The organism is Bradyrhizobium sp. UFLA01-814, from assembly GCF_046718885.1.
GTDB classification, from domain to species: domain Bacteria; phylum Pseudomonadota; class Alphaproteobacteria; order Rhizobiales; family Xanthobacteraceae; genus Bradyrhizobium; species Bradyrhizobium elkanii.
The window spans coordinates 1-26,699 of the sequence record NZ_JAQOSR010000132.1; the positions used below are offsets into that span (position 1 = coordinate 1).

The window sequence follows — 26,699 nt, forward strand, 5'->3', positions numbered from 1 at the left end:
GGCCTCGTGGTTCGAGACGCGCCGCAAGCGGCGCTCCTCACCATGAGGGTCTACTATTGTGCCGCAAAAACAAGACCGCATCCTGAGGAGCCCGCCGGAGGCGAGCGTCTCGAAGGATGGCCGCGAGGGCACCGCCACGAAATGCGATAGCCCTCCCCCGCAAGCGGGAGAGGGAGAACACTGCTGATGCGGCCGGAGCTCGGCCTCGCTCAATCAATTCGCCGTATACACCAACTCCCGCTCCGCACGCGGCGGCAGGAATTCCCGCGAGAACACTTCGGCGGGGGCCGGCGTGCGGGCGAGCTGGTAGCCTTCGACGATGAAGCCGATGGCGCGCGCCATGCGGTCGTCCCTGACGTCGCCGATGCCGATGTCCTTCATCTCCGGCGAGACGATCAGCTTCTCGAAGGAATATTGCAGCCGGCGCTTCTCGACATCGACATTGATCAGATTGTCATAGTTCAGCGCCGCCTTCATGGCCGCGTTCTGATCCTTGGCGACCGCGATCGCGCCCTTGTTGATGGCGCGGACGAGTCCGGCCACCGCCTTCGGATTCGACGCGATCAGCTTGCGCGAGACCATCACGCCGTTGGAATAGAGGTCGAGCCCGTAATCGCCGAACGAGAACCATTTGAAGTCCTTGTCGGGGTCCTGGCGGTTCAGCACCAGGTTGAAATAGCTCGTGATGTTGAACACCAGCGCGGCGTCGATGTCGCCCTTGATCAGCATCGGCTCCTGCAGGTTCGGCGCCATGTTGGAGACCTTGATCTTCTCGCCATCGAGCCCGTTCTTGTGCACGAACACCCGCAACAGCCGCGTGGTCGGCGTGCCCTGCGCGCCGCCGAGCGTGTGGCCCTCGAAATCCTTGATCGTCTTGATGCCGCTCGAGTTCTTGGCGACGATCGCGAATGGCGGCTGGTTCCACATCATGTAGACCATGACGGGCGCATCCTGCGGCTTGGTTGCGGCGTTCTGGATGATCGCGTTGACGTCGCCGAAGCCGGCGTCATAGGCGCCCGACATGATGCGCGTCACGGTCGCGCCGGAACCCTCGCCCTGGTCGATCACGACGTTGAGGCCTTCCTCTTTGAAGTAGCCGTTGTCCTTGGCGTAGAAGAACGCGGCGTCGGAGCCTTGCGTCTTCCAGCCCAGCGTGAACTTGATGGTGGTTTCCTCGGCGCGCGTGGGACCGGCGATCAGGGCCAATCCCAACAGCGCGGCGCTTACTTTTCTCAACATCGAGATCTCCTTAAGCTTCATTGCTTGACGGTCGACGAAATGTCTCAAGTGGCGATGACATTGTCCTTGCGCGTCGCCCAGCCGGTGACCTGGCCCTCGATCAGCGAGAACAGGACGTAGAGCGCGACGCCGAGACCGGCGAGCACGAACAGCCCGGCGAACACCAGCGGCACGTTGAAATTGGAGGACGCGGTCATCATGACGTTGCCGATGCCGCGGTTCGAGGCGACGGTTTCCGACAGCACCGCGCCGACAAAGGCGTAGGAGACCGCGACCTTCAGCGAGGCGAAGAAGAACGGCATCGTGCGCGGCAGCCCGACATTCCACAGGATGTCGAACTTGCTGGCGCCGAGCGCCTTCAGCACGTCCTCGAGCTCGGGCTCGGTGGTGGCAAGGCCGGTGGCGATGTTGACGACGATCGGGAAGAAGCAGATCGACAGCGAGGTCAACACCGCCGGCACGGTGCCGGAGCCGAACCACAGCACGAAGATCGGCACCACGGCGACCTTCGGGATCGACGAGAAGCCGACCAGCAGCGGATAACAGGTGTCGTAGGCGGTTTTTGACACCCCGATCACGGCACCGAGCGCGACGCCGAGCGCCACGCCGAGCACGAAGCCGATCATGGTGGTGACCAGGGTCTGCACGATGTGCGGCCACAGGATCGGGAATTTCTCGAACAGCGTGACGAAGATCTGCGACGGCCGCGGCAACACGAGGTCCGACATCCCCGTCATCAGGCAGAACAGCTCCCAGGCGACGAAGAACAGCACGATCAGGGCGGCGGACCAGGCCTTCTGCCTGATGTCTGACACGGACATGGTCAGGCTCCCTCTCGCGCGGCGGTGCGCGCATCGACGATGAAGGCGCGGAGCTTCTGGTTGAGCGCGACGAAATCCGGCTCGAAGGTCATCGCCACGGTACGCGGACGGGCGAAGTCGACCCTGGAGTCGTCGAGGATGCGGCCGGGCCGCGCGCTCATCACGCAGATGCGGCTGGCGAGGAAGCCGGCCTCGCGCAGATCATGGGTGACCAGCAGCACGGTCGGCCTGTGGGTCATCCAGAGCTGCTGAAGGATTCCCCACAGCTCCTCGCGGGTGAACTGGTCGAGCGCGCCGAACGGCTCGTCGAGCAGCAGCATGCGCGGCTCGTGGATCAGCGCGCGGCACAGATTGGCGCGCTGGAGCATGCCGCCGGAGAGCTGCCAGGGATAGCGGCCGCCAAAGCCCTTCAGCCCGACCTGCTCGAGCAGCGTGTTGGCCTTGTCGCGGAATTCGGTCTTGCGCAGCTTGCGGAACTGCGAGCGGAACGGCTCGACGATCTTCAGCGGCAGCATGATGTTCTTCTCGATCGTCATCCACGGCAGCATGGTCGGGTTCTGGAACGCCATGCCGACCCGCATCGCGCGCGCCGCGACCTCACGGCCGCCGACGATGACGACGCCGGTGGTCGGCCGCGCCAGGCCCGACACCAACCGCAGGATGGTGGACTTGCCGCAGCCGGACGGGCCGACCAGTGCGACGAACTCGCCGTCGGCGATCCGCAGCGTGGTTGTCGACAGTGCCGGCACGGCGCGGGCGCCGCGGCCGAAGGTCACGGAGGCGTCCGACAGCTCGATCGCGGTCGGCGCGGATCCGGCGGCCATCGGCTCGCCGGCGAATTCGGAGTTTGGTTGCATGCGCATCACGAGCAAAGTGCATGCAAGCCGGATGCCAGCGGCGGCCGCGTTGAAAATCAAGGGGATCGCGCGTTCCGCGCCTCAAAGGCCGGATTCCTTTTGGGCAATCCGCGGCTCAAACTGCATGCAATTCGAGCGCCCGATTGCTTTGGCGGTATGATAAAGAGGCGTTCGAAGCACCTTCGAGAGGGATTCGCGGCAATGGCGGGGCGCGCCGACAGCAGCAAGACGGCTGAATCGTCAGACAAGGTCAGCGTGATCTGCCGCGCGCTGCGGCGCGCGATCATCGAGCAGGCGCTGGAGCCCGGCGCCAAGCTGCCCGAGGATTCGCTCGGCGAGCGCTTCGGCGTCAGCCGCACCATCGCACGGCATGCGCTCGGGCAATTGGCGGCGGAAGGCCTGGTCGAGCTACGCCGCAACCGCATTGCCGTGGTGGCGACGCCGAGCTGGCAGGAGGCGCGCGATGCCTTCGATATTCGCATCGAACTCGAGCGGCTGGTGGTGCGGCAGCTCGCCGGCAAGCTGACCAAGGCGCAGATCGCCGAGCTCACCGCCCATGTCGACGCCGAGGATCGGGCCCGCGACGGCACCGACGCGGTGTCGATCCGGCTCGCCACCGAATTCCACATCCTGCTTGCTCACATGACGAACAGCCCGATCCTGGTGCGTTATGTCAGCGAGGTCGCCTACCGCTGCTGCCTGACGCTGTCGCTCTATAGCCGGCCGCATTCATCGGAATGCGCGATCAACGAGCACCGCGCGATCATCGCCGCACTGGCGAAAGGCGACGTCGACAAGGTGATGGGGTTGATGCACAGCCATCTGGATTCCGTGGCAACCCGCGCGCTGGTCGCGCCAAGCCCGCAGCGCGGGCGCGATCTGCTGGATATTCTGGCCCCCTATGCCGACGAAGCGAGCGGCGAAAAGGTGGTGAAGCTGCCGAAGGCGGCGCGGCGCTGACACCGAGCCACGTTCGCGCTCCATCACCGTCATCCTGAGGTGCGAGCGCAGCGAGCCTCGAAGGATGCACGGCCCGGCCGGTGGCCGTCGATCCTTCGAGGGCCGCTGAAGAAGCGGCCACCTCAGGATGACGGACTAACACGGTGAAGCGGTTGCTACGCCTCGATTCCCCGCTGCACCAAAATCCGCTCGGCGCTGTCGTTCCAGACATCCATCTTGACGATTTGCCCGCCCCGCACCACGAAGCGGTCGACATAGCGGTTGCCTTCGAACGGCGTGCCGTCGGTCCATTCGCCGTAGAGCGTGCCGACGCTGTAGACGACGGTCTCGTCCGTGCCAGGGCAGACATCGAAGCGGTCCATCCTCTTCTTCACCCAGCGGTAGCGCTTCGCGTTGAAGGCGGTCGGCCCGCGCGGATGGTCGAATTCACGCCCGCCGGTGAAGGTGATCACCGTGCCCGGCTTCATATAGGCCGCGGCCGCATCCGGATCGGGGATCATCGACGCCGTCAGATAGGCCTCGACGATCTCGGCATCGGACATCGGGCGGGCATCGGCTTTGGCGGGTGCGGACATGGGGCCTCCGGGATAATCAGGACTCTACAATCTGGCCGTCAAAGTGTATGCATATTTTTTAGACAAACGAACCATAAACCTGCACACAATCTGGTGCTGCCGATTCCCTGCCCATCCGCTAGGCTGCACCCAACTTGATGTTTCCTCGCCGATGATCGCGAAACCTGCCTTCGACCTGGTCTTCCGCAATGCCGTGACGCGCAGCTCCGCGTCAGCGGTCGATATCGGCATCGCCGGCGGCAGGATCGCCGCGATCGCGCCGCGCCTCGTGTGCGAGGCGGTCGAAGTCGACCTCAACGGCCGGCTGGCGTTGCCCGGCTTCGTCGACACCCATATCCATCTCGACAAGGCCTGCCTGCTCGGCCGCTGCGGCCACGATCACGCCAGCCTCGGCGAGGCGATCCGCGCGGTGTCGGCGATGAAGCGCGACTTCACGGTCGAGGATGTCTATGCGCGCGGCTCAAAGGTCATCGAGCGCGCGATCACGGCGGGCACCACGAGGATGCGGACGCATGTCGAGATCGACCCGAGGATCGGGCTGCGCGGCTTCGAGGCGGTCAAGGCCTTGAAACGCGACTATGCCTGGGCGCTCGACCTCTCGCTTTGTGTCTTTCCGCAGGAGGGCTTGACCAACGACCCCGGCGCCGACGAGTTGCTGGTCGCGGCGCTCAACGACGGTGCCGAGGCGGTCGGCGGCTGCCCCTATGTCGACAGCGATCCGAACGCGCATATCACGCGCATCTTCGACCTCGCGCAGGAGTTCGACGTCGATGTCGACCTCCATCTCGATTTCGACCTCGATCCCTCCTGGTGGCACATGGAGGAGGTCTGCCGGCAGACCGAACGGCGCAACTATCACGGGCGCGTCGCGATCGGGCACGCCACCAAGCTCTCCGCGCTGCCGCCTGATCGGCTGAAGGCGGCGAGCACGCGCCTCGCCGAGGCCGGTGTCGCGGTCACCGTGCTGCCCGCGACCGACCTCTATCTGATGGGCCGCGATGCCACCCACAACGCGCCGCGCGGGCTCACGGCCGCGCATCGGCTCGTCGCGGACGGGGTGCTGTGCTCGGTCGCGACCAACAATGTGCAAAATCCCTTCACGCCGTTCGGTGATGCATCGCTGCTGCGGATGGCCAATCTCTACGCCAATGCGGCGCATGCCGGGATCGGCGAATTCGACGCCTGCCTCGATCTCGTCACCGACCTGCCGGCGCGGCTGATGAACCTCGGCGACTACGGCATCGCGGTCGGCAATCCCGCCGACATCGTCGTGCTCGACACCGACAGCGGAACCAACGCGATCGCCGAGCTGCCCGACGTGCTGACGGGCTTCAAGCGTGGCCGCAAGACCTTCGAGCGGCAAAGGCCGACGCTGTTCCGGCCATAGATCCGAACACTCCCTCCCCGTCATCCTGAGGTGCGAGCTCTTGCGAGCCTCGAAGGATGCACGGCCCCATGAGATCCACGCGGAAGGAGCCGGGCCGTCGCCCTTCGAGGCTCGCTCCGCTCGCACCTCAGGGTGACGGTTCGGTAGCATTGAGCCGCCACCAACGACTGCGTGCCGCAGCACCAACCTGCGCGCATTGTCGCCTTGCCCTGGCGCGAATTGACGCGTCCGCCGATCCGTTGTTGAACGTCCCCAACACCAACAAACAGCCGGGCAGGAAACCATGAGCAAATCCACCACAATCAAAAGCGTCGAGACGCTCGCCTGCGATGCCGGCTGGCGGAATTATCACTTCGTCAAGGTGACGACCACGGACGGGCTGGTCGGCTGGAGCGAATATGACGAGGGTTTTGGCGCGCCCGGCGTGACCGCGGCGATCGAGCGGCTGTCGGCGCGGGTGGTCGGCAAGAATGCGTTCGAGCACGAGCGGATCTATGTCGAGCTGTTCGCCGCGACGCGCCCTGCCGCCGGCGGCGTGGTGGCGCTGGCGCTCGGGGCGATCGAGAACGCGCTGCTCGACGTCAAGGCCAAGGCGCTCGGCGTGCCCTGCTACGACCTGCTCGGCGGCAAGATCCGCGACCGCGTGCGGGTCTACTGGTCGCATTGCGCGACCTGGCGCATCAATCATCCCGACTGGTACAAGCCGGCGATCACCGATCTCGACGGCGTCAAGGCGATCGGGGCCGAGGTGCGCGAGAAGAAATTCACGGCGATGAAGACCAACATCTTCGTCTACACCGACGGCAAGCCGCAAGGATGGCGCCCGGGCTTCGGCTCGCCGTTCCAGCCCGAGATCAATATCGACCGCACTGTGCTGCGCAATCTCTGCATGCACCTGGAGGCGATCCGCGACGGCGCGGGGCCGGATGTCGATCTCCTGCTCGACCTCAACTTCAACGCCAAGACCGAGGGCTATCTGAAAATCCTGCGCGCCATCGAGAAGATGGACATGTTCTGGGTCGAGATCGACACCTTCAATCCGCAGGCGCTCGGCTATATCCGCCGCCAGAGCCCGCACCCGATCTCGTCCTGCGAGACGCTGCTCGGCCTGCGCGAATTCCTGCCCTATTTCACCGAGCAGGCGATGGATGTCGCGATCATCGACACGCCGTGGAACGGGGTCTGGCAGTCGATGAAGATCGCCGCCACCGCCGAGCATTTCGAGGTCAACGTCGCGCCGCATAATTTCTACGGCCACCTCTGCACCATGATGAACGCGCATTTCTGCGCCGCGGTGCCGAACCTGCGGATCATGGAGACCGACATCGATCGGCTGGCCTGGGACCACGAGCTGTTCACCCATGTGCCCGAGTTCGTCGACGGTCATCTCGTGATCCCGGATCGTCCGGGCTGGGGCACCGAGCCGAACGAGGAAGGCCTGCGCGCGCATCCGCCGAAGAACAAGGGCGGGTTGTTGAATTACGGGTTGAAGAAGTAGGCGGTTGTTGCGCCGGCCCCTCACCCCATCGTCGTCCCGGCGAAGGCCGGGACCCATAACCACCGCTGGGTGGTGTGTAAGGGATTATCGCCCCAGCAGAGCAAAACAATGCGCAGTTGGGGTAATGGGTCCCGGCCTTCGCCGGGACGACAAAGACTAATTATCCTCGCGCACTGCCGTGAACGCGCTGTCGATCACGTCGCCGATCGGCTGCCAGGCATTGCCGTCGAACTGCACCAGCCGCATCTGCTTGATCGGGCGGAAGTCCTTCGGTCCGGTGTTGATCACGATCCCGGGCAGCGCGATCGGGCTCTGATAGTCCTTCAGCGACGCGGCCTGCCGCATGATGTTCTCGCGCGACAGATCGTCGCCGCACTGGCGCAGCACCTGCATCAGCGTATCGGCTGCGGCGTAGCCGAACACGGCGTAGATGTCGTCCTTGTCGCCATCAGGATAATATTTGTCCATGAAGGCGAGCCACGCCTTGATCTGCGGATCGTCCTTCCAGGAGGCATCGCCGGCATCCTTGAGGAACGAGGTCGAGATCACGCCGAGCGAATTCTGCAGGCCTGCCGGCCGCAGCGCGCTGGCGATCGAGGCCGACGCATTGTCGAGGATGAACACCGGATGCCAGTCGAGGTCGGCGGCGACGCGGATCGCGCGCGCCGCGATTGCCGGCGCGCCGTCGAACACAAGGATATCGGCGCCGGAGTTCTTCAAAATTCCGATCTGGTTCTGGATCGCGGTCTCCGACGCGTCGAAGGCGAGATCGGCGACGATCATGCCGGCGGTGTCGCCGAGCCCTTCCTGCAATCCCTTGAACAGGTCGCGGCCGAACTGATCGTTCTGCCAAAGTACCGCGATCTTGCGGGAGGGATAGGCTGCCTGGATATAGTTGGCATAAATCCGCCCCTCGGCGCGGAAGGTCGGCTGCCAGCCCATGGTCCAGGGAAAGGTCACGGGATGCGCCCACGCCTCGTCGCCGGAAGCAACGAACAGCTGCGGCACCTTGTTCTCGTTGAGGTACTTCCGGACCGCGAGATTGCTCGGCGTGCCGAACGAGCCGAACATCAACAGCACGTCCTGCTTCTCGACGAGATCGCGGGTCTGCTCCATCGCAATCTTCGGATTGGAGCTGTCATCGACCGAGACGAACCTGACCTTGCGGCCGTTGATGCCGCCATGCTCGTTGACCATGTCGAAATAGGCCGCCTCCGCCCGCCCGATGGTCGCGAACGCCGCGAGCGCCCCGGTGTAGGGCATGACGTTGCCGATGCGGATCTCGTTGCCGGCCGCCGTCTGCGCCTGCTGCGCACGCAACGGCGCCACCGCGAGGACAGCTGCGAGGACGAGGGATATCGAAAGCGCCGTTTGTCTTTTTGCTTGCATCAACATCGCCACAAACGCCGGCGGCTGGCCGGCGCTCCTCCCGAGCGAGCGGAGTTTATCGCCCAAGCCAATGCCGGAAAAATGAAATGTTGATGGCGGAGGCGGGCTCAGCGCAATGTTATATCGAGCCAGCCGAGCGGGTTGACCGCGACGCGGTCACCGCTGTCGACCAGGACGGTTGTGGTTTCGGCCTCAATGATCGCGGGACCGGCCAGCGCTTGGCCCGGCCTGAGATCGTCGAGCGCGTAGACCGGCACCTCGCGCCAGGCACCGAACCAGGCCTGCCGCTTGCCGCGCGGCGCGCAGGGCGCCGCCGAGCTGGCCTTTCCGGCATCACTGCTGCCGCGCGCCACCTTGCCGACCGCGGCGACGCGGGCGTTGACGAACACCACCTCCTGCCCGCGCGAGGCATAGGTGTAGAGCTCCTCGTGGCGGCGATGGAAGCGTTCCTCGATCTGCGCCACCAGGTCGGCGGCGCCGAGATCGAGCTCGCCGAGCGGCACGTCGATCTCGAACACCTGCTCGCCGTAGCGCATCTCGGCCGAGCGCTCGATGGCGATATCGCCCTTGAACCAATCGCGCAGCCGCCCCGCCGCCTGCTCTTCCAGCCCGGCGAACAAGGCGCGAACCTCGTCGGCGGAAATCCGGCCCGTGCCGTAATGGGTGCGGCTGACCTCGTAACGCAGATCGCTGGTCAGCATGCCCCACGCCGAAAGGACCGAAGCGACCGTCGGCACGATGATGCGCTTGATCTCGAGCTCGCGCGCGACCTCGGCGGCGTGCATGCCGGCGGCGCCGCCGAAGCTGAGCAGCGCGAATTTGCGCGGATCGACGCCGCGGCGCAGCGTCATCAGGCGGATGCCGTCGGCCATCTTCAGATTGATCATCTTGTAGATGCCGGCGGCGGCATCGATCCGCGACAGCTCGAGCGCTGCGGCGATCCGGTCCACCGCCGCTTCCGACGCTGCACGATCGAGCGGCCGCGCGCCGCCCATGAAGGCCGCGGCATCGAGATAGCCGAGCACGACATTGGCATCGGTGACGGTGGCGGCGGTGCCGCCATTGCTGTAGCAGGCCGGCCCCGGCACCGAGCCCGCGCTCTCCGGCCCGACCCGCAGCGTGCGGCCGCCGTCGACGCTCGCAATCGAGCCGCCGCCGGCGGCGATGCTGGCGATGTCGAGGCTGCGCAGCGCAATGCGCTGGCCGGCGAGCATGCCGTCGGCCGACAGCGAGGCCTGGCCATCTGCGATCAGCGAGATGTCGGTCGAGGTGCCGCCCATGTCGAACGGCACGAGGTCGGGAATCCGCAAGAGATCCACGCAGCGGCGGCTGCCGGAAATGCCGCCGGCCGGCCCAGATAGCACCGTGCCCGCGGCGAGCCGCGAGGCTTCCTCGACCGGCGCCATGCCGCCATGCGACAGCACGACGAACAGCGAGCCCGCAAAGCCGGCTTCCGCGAGGCTGCGCTCCAGATTGGTGAGATAGCGCCGCACCGTCGGCGCGACATAGGCGTTCACGATGGTGGTCGAGACGCGCTCATATTCCTTGATCTGCGGCAGCACATCGCTCGAGCGCGACACGCTGACGTCGGGCAGCTCCTTCGCCAGTTGCTCGACGGCGGCGAGCTCATGCGCCGGGTTGAGATAGGCGTGCAGAAAGCAGACCGCAACCGAATTCGCACCCGAGCGTTTCACCTCGGCGATGACATCGCCGAGCGCTGCGGCATCGAGCGCAACCGCGGCGCTGCCGTCGGCCTTCAGCCGCTCGCGCACGCCAAAGCGGCGCTCGCGCGGCACCAGCGGCTCGGGCGGCGGCGTGCGCAGATCGTAGCGGTCCGGCTTCAGCCCTTCGCGCATCTCGACGACATCGCGATGTCCCTCGGTGGTCAAGAGCGCGACTTTGGCGCCCTTGCGCTCGAGCAGCGCATTGGTCGCAACCGTCGTGCCGTGCACCAGGCGATCGGTCGCGGCGAGCATCGCCGCGCGCGTGACGCCGAGGCGGCGCGCCAGCTCTTCCAGTCCCGCCATGACGCCGATCGACTGATCGGCCGGCGTCGACGGCGATTTCGCAAAAACCGTGCGCCCGGTTTTGTCAGTTGCAACCAGGTCGGTGTAAGTGCCGCCGACGTCGACCCCAATCGTGTACATCGCTGCCTACACCGCTTTCGAAACCAAACCTTGCGCAAGATCGCGCGCCCGCGCTTCCGCCGAGCGTTTCTCGGATGGACCCCAGCCGCCGCCACCGGACGAGCGGATCTCGAGGCAGTCGCCGGGGCGCAGCTCGATGCCGACTTCTTTCGTCTTCAGCACGCGCGGCTCGCGTCCTTCCGAGAGCAGCCGGTAGTGATGCGGCTCGCCGTCCTTGCCGCCGAGCATGCCGCAGGGACCATGGCGCGCGCCGTCGCCGGCGGTGTTGCCCTTGGCCGGCTTTTGCGTCTCCAGCATCATGTCGAGAGCGACGCCGAGGCCGCCGCGATGCTGGCCGTCGCCGCCGGAGTCCGGCCGGAATTCGTGCTGGCGGAAATGCAGGGGAAAGCGCACCTCGGCCACCTCGATGCTGCCGAATTTGAGCCCGCCGACCGAGTGCCATTCGCCGATCGACGAATAGCCGTCCCCGCCAGGCGAGGCGCCGCCGCCGGGCCGTGCCTGGAACATGTGCCAGATGAAATTGCGTCCGTTGCGCGGATCCTCGCCCTGGATCGCGATGCGGAAGCGACGTCCCCACCCGCCCATCACCCGATCCGGACAGGACGCCGACATCGCCTTGATGATGGCTTCGACGATCTCGTTGGAGGGATGGCTGGTGCACAAGGTGACGGGACGGCCGGGATCGGCCCAGACAATCGTGCCCTGCTTCGCCACCACCTTCAGCGGCCGCAGCGCGCCGGTGTTCTTGGGAATGTCGGCGTCGATCAGATAGGCAAAGGCCATCGCGACCGCCGCCTGCATGTTGGCGTGCGACGAATTGACGAAACTGGTCGACTGCGGATCGGAGCCGGCGAGATCGACCTCGATGTCGCTGCCCTTCTTCGTCACCTTGGCGGCGATCTTGATGTCGGTGCGGCCGTGGCCGTCATCGTCGAGCAGGGCCTCGCCGTAGAACACGCCGTCCTTCCAGGTCGACACCACGGCGCGGGTCTGCTGCTCGGTCGCATCGAGAATAGCCTCGATCGCGGCTTCGACGGTCTCGGCACCGAACTCGCTGAACAGCTTTGCGACGCGCCGCTCGCCGAGATGCGCGGCACCCAGCATCGCCGCGAGGTCGCCGCGGAATTCACGGGGGTTGCGGATGTTCAAAGCCAGCAGATCGAGCAGATCCTCGCGCGGCTTGCCGGCCTCGTAGAGCTTGATCGGCGGAATGCGAATGCCTTCCTGATAGATCTCGGTGGCGGCCGGATTGTAGGCGCCGTGGGTGGCGCCGCCGATGTCGCTCTGATGCGCGCGCACGATGGTCCAGAGCAGCCTTTTTCCCCCATCGAAGACCGGCACGAATGCGGTCAAGTCAGGCAGATGACTGCCGCCCTGATAGGGATCGTTGAGCAGGATGACGTCGCCCGGCGCGACATCCTTGAAGCGCTCCTCGACCGCCAGCGTCGCCCAGGGCAAGGCGCCGACATGAACCGGAATGTGGTCGGCCTGCGCGATCAGCCGCCCGTTGGTGTCGCAGATCGCCAGGGAAAAATCGCGGCTGGAATTGAGGATCTGCGAATAGGAGGTGCGAAGCATGGCTTCGCCCATCTCCTTCACGATCGACGACAGGCGGTGCTGGACGACGGAGCGGGTGATCGGATCGATCTTGGCGGACATCTTGGCCTTCTTGGCGCGAGCGACTTGCGCAGGGAGGATCGAGGAACCGGTCGATCGGAACCGGAATTCCCTCTTATAGCCAGTGGCTTGCCGATCGCAAATCGGCTGGCTCGGCCGAAACGGATCATTCCGTCGATCAGCAAGTCGTGATCGAGAAGAACCTGCCCCACGACGGAATAGAACTGACGCTGCTGCGTCCCACCCATGCAAGCCGGCCCAAGCCCGTAACCGCTCGGGCCTTCCCGACAACTCCCAGGGTGAACGCAAATGCTTCCTCGATTCCTTAAGTCCGGCCTCGCGCCGCTCGCCGCGGCCGCCCTGCTCGCTTTTGCAGCTGCGGCGGCTGCTTTCGCGCATGACGACCATCATCCGGTCCAGACCGGGCAGACGGCCGAAGAGAGCGCCTTCCTTGCTGAAAACGATACCGCGATGACCAAGATGATGAACGACATGGCCGCCAAGCCGAGCGGCGATATCGATCGCGACTTCGTCGCGATGATGGCGCCGCACCACCAGGGCGCGATCGACATGGCCGTGATCGAGCTTCGCTACGGCAAGAACGAGCAGCTGCGCCGGATCGCGCAGGAAATCATCGTCGAGCAACGGCAGGCGATCGACGCCATGAAGCTCGCGATCGGCGAGCCGGTGACGGCATCCGCGCCGGCCCCGACGCAGCCGGGCCCGGCGCCCGCCGCAGCCCACGATCACGCGGCACACGATCACAAGAACATGTCCCACGAAATGAAGAACTAGGAGCCTCAAACGATGAACCGCAAAATCCTGAAGTGCCTGCTGGCGACGACCGTGCTGGCGATGTCGAGCTCCGCCTTCGCCGGCCAGGCGCCGGGGGCGGCATCCTCGCCCGACATTGCGGTCAGCCATCACGATCGCGTCTACGCCGCCGAGCAGTTCTCCAACACGGTGTCGGTCACCGACCCGGCCGACAACAAGCTGCTCGGCGTGATCCGGCTCGGCGATCCGCAGCCGGGCAATTTCAGCCCGCTCTACAAGGGGCAGGTGCTGGTGCACGGCATGGGTTATTCGCCCGATCACCAGACCCTCGCGGTGGTCTCGATCGGGTCGAATTCGGTGACCTTCATCGACACGGCGACGAACTCGGTCAAGCACGTCACCTATGTCGGACGCTCGCCGCACGAGGCCTTCTTCACGCCCGACGGCAAGGAAGTCTGGGTCACCGTGCGCGGCGAGAATTACATCTCGGTCATCGACGCGCAGAGCTTCAAGGAAACGACGCGCATCGAGGTGCCGGCCGGACCGGGCATGCAGATCTTCTCGCCGGACGGCAAGTACGGCTACATCTGCTCGTCGTTCAATCCGGAGACCGACGTGGTCTCGGTCGCAGACCATCAGATCGTCGCGAAGGTGAAGCAGGAAAGCCCGTTCTGCCCGAACATCGCGGCGACCCCGGATGGCGACCAGGTGTGGTTCACGCTGAAGGATGTCGGCAGGACGCAGGTGTTCAACGCCAAGCCGCCGTTCAACCTGATCAAGACCATCGACACCGGCCCGATCACCAACCACGTCAATTTCGCCAGGACATCAAAGGGGACCTTCGCCTATGTGACCATCGGCGGCACCAACGAGGTCAAGGTGTTTCGAACCGATGATTTCTCGCAAGTCGCGACCATCCCCGTCGGCAATCTGCCGCACGGCGTCTGGCCGTCCGGCGACGGCACGCGGGTCTATGTCGGTCTCGAAAATGCCGACGCGCTGGCCGCGATCGACACCGCGACCAACAAGGTGATCGCCAACATCCCGATCGGCCAGGCGCCGCAGGCCATAGCTTACGTACCGAACGCCGCGCCGAATCCGGATGACCGCCAGAACCTGCAGGCGCTCGGCGTTGCCGGCCAGGCCGCTCACCTTGCGCTCGTGCCGAAAAAACAAGCCAAGGGCGAGAAGCCGCCGACCAGCGTCTCGCTGTTCGATCAGGGGCTGATCCAGGTGCTGCAGGCTTCCGTGACCGGGCTCGAGCCGAAGCAGCACTACGTGCTAGGCTTGGCCGAACACGCTGACGGCGGTGGCATGGTGGAGCCGCTGGCAGCCTTCATGACCAATCCCGCCGGCTCCGCCATTGTCAACGTCACCGGACCGATCCGCCAGATCGTGCAGAGCGCAGCCAGGACCGAGCGGCGTTACCTCGTCATCGCATCCGGCGAACCGGCCAAACTCGGAGCGGTCGTGCAGGTGCAAGCGCCATGAGCGACATGCTGCACCAGATCGAGCCGGTCATTCCAGCGCTGCGCCGCTACGCGCGTGCGCTGGTCCGCAACCACGCGGCCGCCGACGATCTGGTGCAGGACTGCCTGGAGCGCGCCGTTGGCCACTGGCACCAGCGGCGCGACACCGGCAGTCCACGGTCATGGCTGTTCGCCATCCTGCACAACCTTGCCGTCAACCAGTTCCGCAGCGCATCCGCTCGCGCCCGGCACGTCGCCATCGACGAGGCGGGTGAGCACGAGCTCGGACAGGATGCGGTGCAGGAGCAGAAACTGATGTATCAGGACGTGCTCGGGAAGCTCGGGAAGCTTCCCGACGAGCAGCGCGCCGTGCTGCTGCTGATCGCCGTCGAAGACCTGACCTACGCGGAGGCCGCCAAGGTGCTCAACATTCCCGTCGGCACCGTGATGTCGCGCCTCTCGCGGGCACGCGAGAAGCTGCAGCAGGAGCTGGAAGGGCCCGCGGATAACCAGCACAGGAACGTCGTACAGTTGCGGAGCATCCCATGAGCAATCGTCCCATCTCGGAAGACGATCTGCACGCCTATGTCGACCACGCGCTCGAGCCCGAGCGCCAGGCCGAAGTCGCCGCCTATCTGGAGAGCCATCCGGATGTGGCAAAGCGCGTCGCTTCCTTTTCCGATCAGCGCTGCTGGTTGCGCTCGGCCCTCGCACCGATTGCAGAGGAGCCGCTGCCGCCACAACTCAATTTATCAAGGATCATCGAGAGCAAGCGCCGCCGCCCCGCCCCGTTTCGCTGGGCGATCGCGGCGATGCTGATGCTTGCAATCGGCGGAGTCGGCGGATGGGCGCTCCGTGGCGCGACCGAAGGGCCCGCCGTCGGCCTTGCCGCGCTCGCCCAGGAAGCGAGCGATTCCTACAAGGTGTACGCCTCCGATCGCACCCGGCCGGTCGAACTGCGCGACAGCGCCGAGCTTGTGCAGTGGGTCTCCAACAGGCTGCGTCAACCGGTCAAGCTGCCGGATCTGACGAAGTCGGGATATCGCTTGATGGGCGGACGGGTGGTGCCGACCGCACATGGTCCTGCGGCCATGTTCATGTACGACGACGATCGCGGCGAGCGGCTCGTGATTCTCACCCGTCCGATGACGTCGGACCAGAACGCGCCGATGGCCGCGCATTCGGGTGGCGACGTCGCGGGCTTCTCGTGGGCTGACGGCGGTACGGGCTACTCCCTGGTCGGACCACGCGGGGGCGATTCCCTGCGGCCGCTTGCCAACGAGATTCGCAAGCAGGCGCAGACGATCTGATCGGAACGGAACGCTAGGGCCTCGTGTAGACCAGGAACAGCACGATCCCGATCGCCAGCGCGCCGGCGATGAACAGCAGCACCGCGGGCAGCCCGAACAGTGCCGCAACGCCGGCGGTGCTCGATTGCAGCAGCGCTGCGCCGAGAAAGAACGCGAGATTGACCGAGGACAGCGCCTTGCCGGTGTTCTGTGCGGCGACAAGCTGGCGCGTCATGCCGTAGATCAGCGGCTGCGCCGACGTCGCGAGCCCGATCAGGATCAATAGCACCAGGTCATATTGCGTCGGCATCACGGCAACGCCGAACAGGTTCGAGACCGGGAAATGCGCTGCACCGGCCGCCATCAAGACGAGCAACAGCGCGGCAATGGCATGCGTCACCGCCACCATGGCGCGGCGGTGCCCGAACTTGCGATCGAAGGCGCCGATGCAGGCCGGGCCGACGATCATCGCCAGCGTGAACAGGCCGAGCACATTGCCGGCCTCGATCCGGCTCAGCCCTTTCTCGTCCATCAGCCAGGGTCCACCCCACAAGCCGCGCAAGGTCAGCGACGCGCCGAGCGACACCAGCGACAGCGCGATCAGGCCGCGCAGGCCGCGCGACATGCCGAGCCGCAGCACCTCGGCCATCTGGTGCAGCGGCGAGGAATCGTCCGCATGCGCCGCCGGCTGCCGCGGCACCAGCGCGAACACCGCGATCAGCACGACAATGCCGAAGCCGGCCGAAACCCAGAAACCGGCGCGCCAGCCGAACTGATCGACCACGAAGGCCAACGGGCTTGCCGACAGCAGCATCCCGATATTGCCGATCGAGAGGATCAGGCCGGACCACAGGCCGAACTTCGCCGCCGACATCTGCTTGGCCGCGAGCGTCATCGGGCACATCAGCATGCCTGAAGTGGCGACGCCGAGCATCAGCTGGCCAAGCACGAAGCTCGCGGGCCCCGTCGCCAGCGCCGAGACCAGCGTGCCGATCACAGTTCCGGCGAGCAGGCTCAGCGACACCGGCCGCACGCCGAAACGATCCATCGCGGCGCCGACCGGGATTTGCGAGGCGGCAAAGGAGAAATGATAGATCGAGGTGAGGCTCGCCAGGGCCTGCGGCGAGGTGCCGAAATCCGACGCCATCAGATCGAGGCTGATCGCCGGAATGGTCCGCAGCAGCGTCGACAGCATGTGGCCGGAGGCCAATGCCAGAAGTGCAAGCACCAGGGCGCGGAACCCGATCCCCGCCTCTTCCTTCGTCACCACGCCGTCCACGAATCGCCTCTTCCCCGAGCGGTTTGGCGACGGGCGTAACATTATTGGGCGGATGGTGCCAAGTTTGAGGGCAGAGTGACCTTCTGCGCTCCACGCACCGTCATGGCCGGGCTTGTCCCGGCCATCCACGTCTTTCTTCGCGCGGAGCCCAAGACGTGGATGCCCGGGACAAGCCCGGGCATGACGAATTTATGGGAAGCGCGTCCCTTACTGCTTATGGAACACCAGCGTGCGCAGCTCGATGCTCTCGCGCGGCGCGGCGTCCGCGGGCGTGGTGGGATCGACAAACGCCGTATGCGGCCCGAACCGCGTGCGGCCGTCGGTCGCCGAGTCGTAGCATTTCAGCAGGATCGCCTCGTCCGGCGTCATCTCGGGAATGTAGAACCAGCGATGGTTCGGGTTGTACTTCACCGAATAGGTCTCGCCGCTGCGGTTTGGATATATCAGGTCGGAGGCGATCAGATCCTCCGGCGCCACTGTCGTACCGTCGGCCATCGCAAGCGGAGAATCGCGCAAGGGCCCGCGGATCGGGCGCCACAGGTTGATCACCTGGACGCGACCCTTGACCAGTTGCTCGGCCTCGTCGGGCAGGTGCTCGAACACCCGGTTGTGGCCGGAAACGGCGGTCTGGTCGACATGGACGCGGGTCGCGGGCTGACGCGGTCCACCGCCGCGGATATCGGCCGCACCCTCGACGCGCTTGCGCACGGTGTGATCGAAGATGAAAACACGATCCGCCTTCAGCGTCGCCTTCAGGAAAGCTTCGACGGCGGGATAGTAGACGTTGCGGACTTCGTTGTCGTCGTAATAGTCCTTCACGCTGGTCGGATGCTTGACCAGCGCAAAGCCCTCGCGATCGAGCGAGAAACTGTCTGATATCAGGCGCCCGTCAAAGATCGGAACATTGTGGGCTTCGGGCAGCGCGGTGGATTTGGGTTCGCCGGGCGGCGGATCGAAGGCGTAGGTCCGGGGCTTGCCCGGCGTCGGCGCAAGATAATTCAGTTCAGCGGTCACAAACGGCAACGACTCGATGCGAGTTTGTTGAAGGCCCATGGTGATCTCCCGGACTCGATTGTTCGTCTGTTTGATCTTGGCGGCGCCGGCCGGGGTGGCAAGGTCGTGGCGAAAATAGCAACGTTGCGGTTTTGGAATGTGCCAAACGGGGAAAATCCTTGCCGCGCGGCAGTCCGCGGACGAATGGATGTTTTGAATCACGGGTTCGTTAGCGGTGCAATAGTGTGGCGTTGAATCGCTTCCGCGCAGACGGTCCACGTCTCCCACTTGCAGGGCCGCCACGGCTGCGCTGGCAAAATATCGAAAACAACCCCATGCAAAGGAGCTCGCGGCTGCCTTCGACAGGGCCGCTTGACACGTCGGGCAAATCAGGGATGCATTTCCATTATTCCGAAATTATGTAAGCGCCCGCCGTCCTGGCGAAAGCCAGGATCCATTACCACCGAATTTGATAGTGAGCGGGATCGGGGCCCCAGCGTCGTACAACAACTGCCATCCGGGGTAATGGGTCCTGGCTTTCGCCAGGACGACGCTGGTGTCGCTCGCAAATTGCCTACAGTCCCGCGCCCTTCTCGACGGCGGTGCCAAACGAGCGATCGACGACGTCGGCGGCGTTGATCTTCTGCCGGATCAGGCCCCAGCGGTCGTAGAGGTCGATGGTCTTCTGCTCGTCGGCCACCACGCTGTCGTCGATCGGCGCGATGCGGATCTTGGCCCGCGTCAGCCAGTTGAGCGGCACCGCAGGCGGAATGTTCATCAGCCTGCCCCAGGTCGCCGCGTAGCCCTCGACATTGTTCTGCGACCAGGCGCGCGCGGCAGCGAGGCGACGCACGAAGTCCTCGAGCTCGGCGCGCTTGTCCTTGATCGCATCGGGCGTTGCGACCTGGAAGCCGAGGCCGGGCGTGATGCCGTCGGCGGTGATGACGCGGCGCGACTTGAACAGCACCTCCTCCTGGCTGACATAGGGTTCCCAGGTCGACCAGGCGTCGACCGAGCCCTGCGTGTAGGCGACCTTGGCATCCGACGGCGCGAGGAACACGATCTGCACGTCGCTCGCCTGCCAGCCCTTCGATTCCAGCGCCGCCAGGATCAGCTGATGGCCGATCGAGCCGCGGCCGGTCGCGATCTTCTTGCCGCGCAGATCGTCAAAGCTCTTGATCGCGGAGTTTTCCGGCACCACGACCGCGAGCCCGTCGCGCGACTGCCGCACCGCCGCGATCGCCTTGACCGGAATTTTGGCGGCCGCCGCGAATGTGAACGGCGCGTCGCCGACCAGGCCGGTGTCGATCGCACCTGCGCCCAGCGCCTCCAGCAGCGGCGCCGCAGCTGCAAACTCCTTCCACTCGATCTTGTAGGGGACGTCCTTGAGCACACCGGCCGCTTCCATCACGGCCTGCGAATTGCCCTTCTGGTCGCCGACGCGCAATGTGGTCTGCGCGGCAGCGCCATCGACGGCGGCGAGCGCAAGCGCGGCCGCAACAATAAGACGGATCATTCGGCGGCAATCCCCCGCTGCTGGTCGCGCGCTTCGATCAGCTTGCGGGTCAGCGGGATCAGCGCCCGCCCATAGTCGATGGCATCGACCAGCGGATCGAAACCGCGGATCAGGAAGTGGCTGACGCCGAGATCGTAATAATCGCCGAACACCTCGGCGACCTGCTCGGGCGTGCCGACCAGCGCAGTGGTGTTGCTGTTGGCGCCCGTCAGTTTGGCGATCTCGGTCCACAGCCGCTTGTCGATGCGCGTGCCCTGATCGGCGAGTGCCAGCAGCCGCTTGGCGCCGTCGGTCGCGTGGTTGGGACGGCGATAGCCGGTCTGGTCCTGCAGCGCGGTGGCGCGCTCGAGGATATGCTCCGCCTTCTTCCACGCCTTCTCCTCGGTGTCGGCGAGGATCGGCCGCACCGACAGGCTGAAGCGCGGCGTCGGCCGACCGTGCCTGGCAGCAGCCGCGCGCACCCGCGCGGTGACGTCGCGCACCTGCGCGTAGGACTCGCCCCACAGCGCGAAGGTGTCAGCGTGCTTGCCGGCGACCTCGACCGCGGCGTCCGAGCCGCCGCCGACAAAGGTGTAGATGCCGCCCTTCTGCAACGGCTTCACCTGCGAGAAGCCGTTCTCGACGTTGTAATACTTGCCGCTATAGTTGAACGGCTTCTCGCTGGTCCATTCCAGCCGCACCACGTCGAGGAATTCGCTGGTGCGGGCGTAGCGCTCGTCCTTGTCGTCGAGCGTGTTGCCGTCCTGGCGCAGCTCGATGGCGTTGCCGCCGGTGATGACATGCAGCGAGACGCGGCCGCCATAGAATTGATCCAACGTCGCGAGCTGGCGCGCCAGCAGCGTCGGCGCGGTGAAGCCCGGGCGCTGCGCGATCATCACCTTGAGCTGCTTGGTGATCGTGAGGACATGCTGCGCGACCTGCAACGCATCCGGCGTGGTGGAGTGGAACGCCAGCAGCGCGCGATCGAAACCGGCGAGCTCATGCGCCTTGGCCACCGTCTCGATATAGGGCGGATCGAGCACCGGCCCGGCGCGGACGATGGTCTCGGAGGCATTGTTGTTGGTGATGAAGCCGATGAACTCGACCGGCATGACGGGAACTCCGTTGTTGTTGGCTAGAGCCATTTCCGTTCCGATAGAATCGGAACGGAGCTCTAGATTCTTGCTTTGACGCGTTTTCTTCACGCGAACCGGTATCCACTTCGCTTGAAAACGCTCTATTGTTTTTCAGACGCCCAGCGCGGAGCGTCCGGCGGAGACACGGGTGGCATCGTCTTGCGGGGTATGGACGCGGCCGCACAGCACGTCACGGTAATGCCGCTCCAGCGGATTGGTTCGCGACAGGCCGTGATTGCTGGTCAGCGACAAGGCATCCTCCACCACTGCCGCGGCGTTATTGGTCACCGTCAGCTTGATGATGTTAGACTCGATCGCGGACAGCCGGAAGCCGTTATCGAAATCGGCGGCGAAGCTGTCGATCAGTCGGGCATTGACCGCGAGCCGCGCCTCGATCGCGCCGACGACCTCTTGCATCCGCGGCAAGGTCGCGAGCGGCGCGCCGAGATTGGCGGGTACCCGCTCCTTCAGGAATGTGACCAGCCAGTCGCGGGCAGCACGGGCGATGCCGTCATAGATCGCGGCGACGAAGATCGCATGCACGGTCGCCTGGGTGACGTCAGGAACCTTCCAGTCGTCGGGCCTGCGGACGTCGATCTCGTAATCCAGCGGAAACACCACGTCGTCGAAGATCACGGTGTGGCTGCCGCTGGCGCGCAGGCCGAGATGATCCCAGGTCTCCTCGATCCGCGTTCCAGGCAGATCGGCGGGAACCAGAAACAAGCCGACACGGGTCTCCGGCTCGTCGGTCTTCGCCCAGACCGAATACCATTTCAGGATCGGCGCGCCGGTCGAATAGATCTTTCGGCCGGTCAGCCGCCAGCCGGTCTCGGTGCGGCGCGCCGTGGTTGCCGACAGGCCGCCGCGCGCGGGCGAGCCGAGTTCGGGCTCGACGCGCAATGCGTTGATCAGCGCCACGCCCTCGACCGTTTCCTTGGCGAGCTTGCGCGAAAGACGTGCCGGCCAACGCGTGCTGCGCGCCATCACCAGATGCTGGATGTAATGCATCGACAGCACCAGCGCGGTCGACGGATCGGCCTTGCCGATGATGCCGAGCACGCGCGTGGCGTCGCGGGCGCCTGCTCCGCCCCCGCCGAGCGCGGCCGGCACGGTCAGCGCCAGCAGGCCCTCGCGCGAAAGATCGGCGAAATTCTCGAAGGGAAAGCTGGCGTCGCGGTCGTGCGCCGGCGCACGCGCGGCAAACACGTCGGCGAGCTGCAACGCGCGCGCGATGTATTCAGGCTCGTTCGCCTGCGGCAGCTCCCTCGCCGCTGTCGTCACCATGTCGCCTCCAGCCCGAGCAGGCCGAGGATCTGCTTGCGCAGCTCGGCAAGATAGGGATCGCCGCGATGCCGCGGGTACGGCCGGGCGACGGCGATGTCAGCCTTGATCCGCGCCGGCCGATCGGAGAGCACGATGACGCGGTTGGCCAGCACCAGCGCCTCCTCGACGTCATGAGTAACGAGCAGCGTGGTAAAGCCCTTGCGCTGCCACAGCGCCACGAGCTCGGACTGCATCGCGATCCGCGTCAGCGAGTCGAGCTTGCCGAGCGGCTCGTCGAGCACCAGAATCTTCGGATCGTTGACCAGCGCGCGCGCCAGCGCCACGCGCTGCGCCATGCCGCCGGACAGCTGGTGCGGATAGGCGTTGCGGAACGAGGACAGGCCGACCAGCTCGATGACATCATCGACGCGGTGCCGCTGGGCCTTCAGGATGCCCTGCGCTTCAAGGCCAAGCGCGACATTGTCCCACACCGTGCGCCACGGAAACAGCGTCGGATCCTGGAACACGACGACGCGCGACGGATGCGGGCCACTGATGCGGACTTCATCTTCGCGCAGCGTGCCGGACCGCGGCTTTTCCAGCCCCGCGACCAGCCGCAGCAGGGTCGACTTGCCGCAGCCGGACGGGCCGAGCAGCGCCACGAACTCGCCCGGCGCGATCGAGAGATTGACATTGTCGAGCACCGGCAGCGTGGCGCCATCGATATCGAAGGCGTGGCTGACGCCTTCGATATCGAGCTCGGCGCCGACCGCAGGATAGGTGATTGCTTCGGCGGCGGACTGCACTACCATTTGACGACGCCCTTCTGCCAGACCAGCAGGCGGTCGCGGGTACGGAACAAGAGCGTGATCGCGCCGGAGCAGAGCAGCGACATCACGATCAGCGCCGCATACATGTTGGCATACGCCGCCCAGCCCTGCGCCCATTGCAGGTACCAGCCGAGCCCGGCCTTGACGCCGATCATCTCGGCGACGACGAGCACGGCGAAGGACGAACCGAGCCCCATGAACAGGCCGACGAACACATGCGGCAGCGCGGCGGGGATCGCGACCTTCAGCACCAGGAACGATGGCTTCGCGCCGAGCGTGCGCGCGACGTCGTAATAGGCGCTGCTGACGCTCGCCACGCCCGACCAGGTCAGCACCGTCACCGGGAAGCCGGTGGCGAGCGCGATCAGGAAGGTCGAGGCGCTCCAGCTCGACGGAAAGGTGAAGAAGGCGATCGGCAGCCAGGCGGTGGCGGGCAGCGGACCGATGAAGCGCAGCACCGGATGCACCCAATAACCGATCTTCTGCGACCAGCCGATCGAGACACCGGTGATAAAGCCGACGGTTGCGCCGATGATGTAGCCGCCGAGCTGCAGCTTGATCGAGGCGAACACGCTGTCGAGCAGCTTTGGCAGATCGTCGGTATAGACTTCGAGGATCGACTGCGGCGGCGGGAAGAACGGCAGCGGCAGCCAGGCGAACTTTGCGGTGGCGACCTCCCACAACGTCACGAAGGCGCCGAACGCCAGCAGCCACGGCGCACGTTTGCGCAACGCCTGCCCGGCGCCACCGAGATAATCCGCGCTGACCGTGCCGAACAGGATGAAGGCGGCGATGACGATCGCGCCGATGCCGAGCGATCCGGTCCGCGACCAGTCGCCGACATCGGGCCAATAAAGGCATGAGAGGCCAAAGGCGAGCCAGACCAGGCTCGCCGCAAGGCCGACACCGTAACTGCCGGAGAGGTTCGAGAACGTGACCGCCGCGCGCGGCGCGGGCGCGGCCGTCGTGTCAGACACTGAATACGTCGACATAGATCCGCTCCGCGAATTTGGCCGTGTCGGTGCTCTGCTTGAACACCTGCACCGTCTTGAGGTCGTCGGCGTAGCCCTTCAGCTCGCGGTTGAGCACCTCGCCGGTCGGATGGTGGTGATGGGTGTGGTAGCGTGCCATTGCCTCGAGATCGGCGAGGCTCGCCGCCTTCGGCGCATAGGGCTGGAACGACTTCGCCGCCTTGTCCGGGTTCTGCGAGGTGAACATCGCCGCGTCGAGCAGCGCCTGGGTGATGGCACGCGCGACTTGCGGCTCTTCCCGTACCAAACTGCCGCGCAGGCCGACGATGCAGCAGCTCTTGTCGCGATATTCGCCGTCGAGGTTGGAGGCGACTTCCTTGTATTGCGCATCCTTCAGCCAGAGATAGGCCAGCGGGTCCGACGACAGGAAGGCCTGCACCTCGCCCTTCTCGACCGCGACGTTGAGCAGATTGCCGGGATAGGCGCGCCAGTCGACGTCCTTGATCGGGTCGATGCCCAACTTGGCGAGCTGGATCGAGAAGAAATTCTTGTCGGGACCGGCGAGATCGCCGACCGCGACGATCTTGCCCTTGAGATCGGCGAGCTCGCCTATGCCGGAATTGGTGCGGGTCAGGACGCGCATGCAGCCGCCATGGGTGCCGGCGGCGATCTTGACGTCAAAGCCCTGCTCCAGCGGCTTCAGCCAGCGCAGCGCCATGCCGAGACCGGCGTCGCTCTTGCCGGTGGCGATCGCCTCCAGCAGCTGGTCGGTCGAGCCCGAATAGTTGACCAGCTCGACGTCGAGATTCTGCTTCTGGAAGAAGCCGTGGTCGATCGCGACCGGCAGCGGCGCAAGGCAGACCGCGCCGGCGTTCCAGGACAGCTTCAGCTTGCGCGGCGCGCCGGTCAAAGCGGGCGCATCGGACGCGGTCTTGCAGATCGGGAATTCGGAGAAGTCGATCGCCGGCGTGATCGCCCGCGGCGCGAAGGCCTGCGCGCTATACGCCCCGATCGGCGCGGCAAAGGCCGCGGCGGCGCCGGCACGCAGCAATGTGCGGCGATCCATCACCGTCTTCTTGTTATCTCTCGACATCATCACTCCTGCATTTCGGCAAGGCTCCGCCCCGCGCGCAAAACCTGTCCGTCTGCACGCCCCGTCGTTCGAAGCTCATGGTTTTAGAAAAAAGCGGATTTCTCCGGCGCGATTGCACTCAAAGCAACGTGCAAATGATGCGGCGCGACAAGTTCATCGTCAATGAAATGGAATTTCGAATGTTGTCGGCGCGACAGCCGAACTCTCCACGATCGCATCGCGCGGCGATGAAAGGATTTTCACGATCATCCCACACGGAGATGCGGCGCGATCACCGCGACTGCATCAAATTTGAGCGTTTTGCGGTCGCATGCGCGATGTCTTCTACGCACGGCATGCTTGACGAGATCATCCTTGCCGCGCAGCCGGCGAATTCAGATTTCCGTTTCGTTGACGGCGAGCGGCTTGCTCATAGACTTGATCGAACGCTGCCGCGCGTTCCGCCGCGCAGCGAATGAATCAGAAAGAAACTTCAAATGCGCAAACTGACCCGTTCGGGTTCTCCCTATACTTTCACCCGCCGCACGGCGGCCGCGCTGATCACAGCCGTGATCACGCTGTCGACGTCGGCTGCGGCACTCGCGGCTGAGGCGATCGTGCTGCGCGTCGGCGACCAGAAGGGCGGCAACCGCTCGCTGCTCGAGATTTCCGGCCTCGCCAAGGACCTGCCCTACAAGATCGAGTGGTCGGAATTCCCCGCCGCAGCCCCGATCCTGGAGGCGATCAACGCCGGCGCGCTCGACGTCGGCTACACCGGCGACCTGTCCTTCCTCACGGTCTATGCGTCGGGCGCGCCGATCAAGGCGATCGGCGGCACGCGCTCCGATGCGCGGACGCAGGCGATCCTGGTGCGCGGGGACTCGCCGATCAGGACGGCGGCCGATCTGAAGGGCAAGCGCCTTGCCGGCACGCGGGGCGGCTGGGGCCAATTCCTGATCAATGCGACGCTGGAAAAAGCCGGCAGCAGGATCGAGGACGCGACCTTCGCCCCGCTCGGCCCGGTCGACGCCAAGATCGCGCTGCTCGCCGGCTCGATCGACGCCTGGGCGGTGTGGGAGCCTTACATCTCCTACGCCACGCTGAAGGACAAGGCGCGCGTCGTCGCCGACGGCGAAGGGCTGACGCCGACCATCACCTTCATCGTCGCTTCCGACAACGCCATCGCGACCAAGCGCGCGGCGGTGCAGGACCTGGTGCAGCGGCTCAACAAGGCGCGGCTGTGGTCGCTCGACCATCTCGCCGAGTATGCCAGGAACACGGCCGAACTGACCAAGCTGCCGGAGGACGTGCTGCTCGCCGCCTACACCGCGCAGAAGACGAGCCCGATCGCGATCGACGAGGCCGTGGTGAAGGAGGTGCAGGCCGCCTCCGATCGCGCCACGCGCTACGGCATCCTCGGCAAGACACTCGACGTCGGCAAGGCCGTCGACCGCAGCTTTACGGCAAGCGCGAGCTTGAACTAGCGGCGCGCGTGAACCGGCACGCTCTTTCCTCACCTCCCCTTGAAAAGGGGAGGTCGGTTTGCGCAGCAAACCGGGCGGGGATCTTGCCTCCGCGAACGCCAGCGTCCGTGGAGCTGTCTCTTATACACATCTCCGAGCCCACGAGACTTAGGAT

Annotated in this window: 24 protein-coding genes; 9 read left to right on the plus strand and 15 right to left on the minus strand. The window is 65.4% G+C overall.

The features are described 5' to 3' along the window. Nucleotides 1-213: 213 nt before the first annotated feature. Genes PMN64_RS31215 through PMN64_RS31225 form a run of 3 tightly spaced genes read right to left on the minus strand, consistent with a single transcriptional unit; the run spans nt 214 to nt 2,917 of the window. Nucleotides 214-1,239, minus strand: a complete 1,026-nt coding sequence (locus tag PMN64_RS31215; RefSeq protein WP_411783460.1) for an ABC transporter substrate-binding protein — start codon at nt 1,237-1,239, stop codon at nt 214-216. Between the two features lie 44 nt (nt 1,240-1,283). After that, the gene (locus PMN64_RS31220; protein ID WP_050425957.1) at nt 1,284-2,060 is read right to left on the minus strand and encodes an ABC transporter permease; all 777 of its coding nucleotides are present in this window, start codon (nt 2,058-2,060) and stop codon (nt 1,284-1,286) included. Nucleotides 2,061-2,062: 2 nt separating this feature from the next. Then, nucleotides 2,063-2,917: an ABC transporter ATP-binding protein gene (locus tag PMN64_RS31225; protein ID WP_283063085.1), complete on the minus strand. Its 855-nt coding sequence runs from the start codon at nt 2,915-2,917 to the stop codon at nt 2,063-2,065. Between the two features lie 201 nt (nt 2,918-3,118). On the opposite strand from PMN64_RS31225, the gene PMN64_RS31230 reads away from it, so the two are divergent. Further along, entirely contained in the window at nt 3,119-3,877 is a 759-nt protein-coding gene (locus PMN64_RS31230) for a GntR family transcriptional regulator (RefSeq protein WP_028343660.1), read from the plus strand. Between the two features lie 155 nt (nt 3,878-4,032). On the opposite strand, the gene PMN64_RS31235 is transcribed toward PMN64_RS31230, so the two are convergent. After that, nucleotides 4,033-4,452, minus strand: a complete 420-nt coding sequence (locus PMN64_RS31235) for a nuclear transport factor 2 family protein (RefSeq protein WP_411783461.1) — start codon at nt 4,450-4,452, stop codon at nt 4,033-4,035. A 151-nt stretch (nt 4,453-4,603) separates the two neighbouring features. Here PMN64_RS31235 and PMN64_RS31240 point away from each other — a divergent pair, with 151 nt between their 5' ends. Both PMN64_RS31240 and PMN64_RS31245 read left to right on the plus strand, forming a co-directional pair. Then, nucleotides 4,604-5,839 (plus strand): amidohydrolase family protein, encoded by a 1,236-nt coding sequence (locus tag PMN64_RS31240; RefSeq protein WP_411783462.1) that lies wholly within the window; start codon nt 4,604-4,606, stop codon nt 5,837-5,839. A 283-nt stretch (nt 5,840-6,122) separates the two neighbouring features. Further along, a complete protein-coding gene (locus tag PMN64_RS31245; protein ID WP_028339406.1) occupies nt 6,123-7,337 on the plus strand; it encodes a mandelate racemase/muconate lactonizing enzyme family protein in 1,215 nt (404 codons plus the stop codon). A gap of 156 nt (nt 7,338-7,493) precedes the next feature. Here PMN64_RS31245 and PMN64_RS31250 read toward each other — a convergent pair whose 3' ends face one another. From PMN64_RS31250 to PMN64_RS31260, 3 genes are all read right to left on the minus strand, one after another. Continuing rightward, nucleotides 7,494-8,732 carry an ABC transporter substrate-binding protein gene (locus tag PMN64_RS31250; RefSeq protein ID WP_411783463.1) on the minus strand — a complete coding sequence of 413 codons (1,239 nt, stop codon included), beginning with the start codon at nt 8,730-8,732 and terminating at the stop codon, nt 7,494-7,496. Nucleotides 8,733-8,833: 101 nt separating this feature from the next. After that, nucleotides 8,834-10,873 (minus strand): hydantoinase/oxoprolinase family protein, encoded by a 2,040-nt coding sequence (locus PMN64_RS31255; protein ID WP_411783464.1) that lies wholly within the window; start codon nt 10,871-10,873, stop codon nt 8,834-8,836. A gap of 6 nt (nt 10,874-10,879) precedes the next feature. Then, complete coding sequence (locus PMN64_RS31260; RefSeq protein WP_411783465.1) at nt 10,880-12,532, minus strand: hydantoinase B/oxoprolinase family protein; 1,653 nt, start codon at nt 12,530-12,532, stop codon at nt 10,880-10,882. Between the two features lie 267 nt (nt 12,533-12,799). On the opposite strand from PMN64_RS31260, the gene PMN64_RS31265 reads away from it, so the two are divergent. Genes PMN64_RS31265 through PMN64_RS31280 form a run of 4 tightly spaced genes read left to right on the plus strand, consistent with a single transcriptional unit; the run spans nt 12,800 to nt 16,043 of the window. Beyond that, entirely contained in the window at nt 12,800-13,285 is a 486-nt protein-coding gene (locus PMN64_RS31265; protein ID WP_411783466.1) for a DUF305 domain-containing protein, read from the plus strand. Nucleotides 13,286-13,297: 12 nt separating this feature from the next. Then, the gene (locus tag PMN64_RS31270) at nt 13,298-14,755 is read left to right on the plus strand and encodes a YncE family protein (RefSeq protein WP_411783467.1); all 1,458 of its coding nucleotides are present in this window, start codon (nt 13,298-13,300) and stop codon (nt 14,753-14,755) included. Beyond that, nucleotides 14,752-15,282, plus strand: coding sequence for an RNA polymerase sigma factor (locus PMN64_RS31275; protein WP_411783468.1), 531 nt, complete (start codon nt 14,752-14,754; stop codon nt 15,280-15,282). Before PMN64_RS31270 ends, PMN64_RS31275 begins: the two co-directional genes overlap by 4 nt. Next, on the plus strand, nt 15,279-16,043 hold the full coding sequence (locus PMN64_RS31280; RefSeq protein WP_411783469.1) for an anti-sigma factor family protein: 765 nt from the start codon (nt 15,279-15,281) through the stop codon (nt 16,041-16,043). Before PMN64_RS31275 ends, PMN64_RS31280 begins: the two co-directional genes overlap by 4 nt. 13 nt (nt 16,044-16,056) lie before the next feature. Here PMN64_RS31280 and PMN64_RS31285 read toward each other — a convergent pair whose 3' ends face one another. The 8 genes from PMN64_RS31285 to PMN64_RS31320 form a co-directional block, all read right to left on the minus strand. Further along, the gene (locus PMN64_RS31285) at nt 16,057-17,292 is read right to left on the minus strand and encodes an MFS transporter (RefSeq protein WP_411783479.1); all 1,236 of its coding nucleotides are present in this window, start codon (nt 17,290-17,292) and stop codon (nt 16,057-16,059) included. A gap of 216 nt (nt 17,293-17,508) precedes the next feature. Then, nucleotides 17,509-18,354, minus strand: a complete 846-nt coding sequence (locus PMN64_RS31290; RefSeq protein WP_411783470.1) for a CmcJ/NvfI family oxidoreductase — start codon at nt 18,352-18,354, stop codon at nt 17,509-17,511. A gap of 514 nt (nt 18,355-18,868) precedes the next feature. Continuing rightward, on the minus strand, nt 18,869-19,810 hold the full coding sequence (locus tag PMN64_RS31295) for an ABC transporter substrate-binding protein (protein ID WP_411783471.1): 942 nt from the start codon (nt 19,808-19,810) through the stop codon (nt 18,869-18,871). Continuing rightward, complete coding sequence (locus tag PMN64_RS31300; RefSeq protein WP_411783472.1) at nt 19,807-20,901, minus strand: LLM class flavin-dependent oxidoreductase; 1,095 nt, start codon at nt 20,899-20,901, stop codon at nt 19,807-19,809. Before PMN64_RS31300 ends, PMN64_RS31295 begins: the two co-directional genes overlap by 4 nt. Before the next feature lie 135 nt (nt 20,902-21,036). Further along, on the minus strand, nt 21,037-22,209 hold the full coding sequence (locus PMN64_RS31305) for an acyl-CoA dehydrogenase family protein (protein ID WP_411783473.1): 1,173 nt from the start codon (nt 22,207-22,209) through the stop codon (nt 21,037-21,039). Next, the gene (locus PMN64_RS31310) at nt 22,203-23,000 is read right to left on the minus strand and encodes an ABC transporter ATP-binding protein (protein WP_411783474.1); all 798 of its coding nucleotides are present in this window, start codon (nt 22,998-23,000) and stop codon (nt 22,203-22,205) included. The genes PMN64_RS31305 and PMN64_RS31310 overlap by 7 nt, the downstream gene beginning before the upstream one ends. Beyond that, nucleotides 22,994-24,010, minus strand: a complete 1,017-nt coding sequence (locus PMN64_RS31315; RefSeq protein ID WP_411783475.1) for an ABC transporter permease — start codon at nt 24,008-24,010, stop codon at nt 22,994-22,996. The genes PMN64_RS31310 and PMN64_RS31315 overlap by 7 nt, the downstream gene beginning before the upstream one ends. Next, nucleotides 23,988-25,082 (minus strand): ABC transporter substrate-binding protein, encoded by a 1,095-nt coding sequence (locus tag PMN64_RS31320; protein WP_411783476.1) that lies wholly within the window; start codon nt 25,080-25,082, stop codon nt 23,988-23,990. The genes PMN64_RS31315 and PMN64_RS31320 overlap by 23 nt, the downstream gene beginning before the upstream one ends. A 77-nt stretch (nt 25,083-25,159) precedes the next feature. Between PMN64_RS31320 and PMN64_RS31325 the strand changes: the two genes are divergently transcribed. Then, nucleotides 25,160-25,540: a hypothetical protein gene (locus tag PMN64_RS31325; protein ID WP_411783477.1), complete on the plus strand. Its 381-nt coding sequence runs from the start codon at nt 25,160-25,162 to the stop codon at nt 25,538-25,540. Between the two features lie 18 nt (nt 25,541-25,558). Next, nucleotides 25,559-26,545: an ABC transporter substrate-binding protein gene (locus PMN64_RS31330; RefSeq protein WP_411783478.1), complete on the plus strand. Its 987-nt coding sequence runs from the start codon at nt 25,559-25,561 to the stop codon at nt 26,543-26,545. Nucleotides 26,546-26,699: the final 154 nt, after the last annotated feature.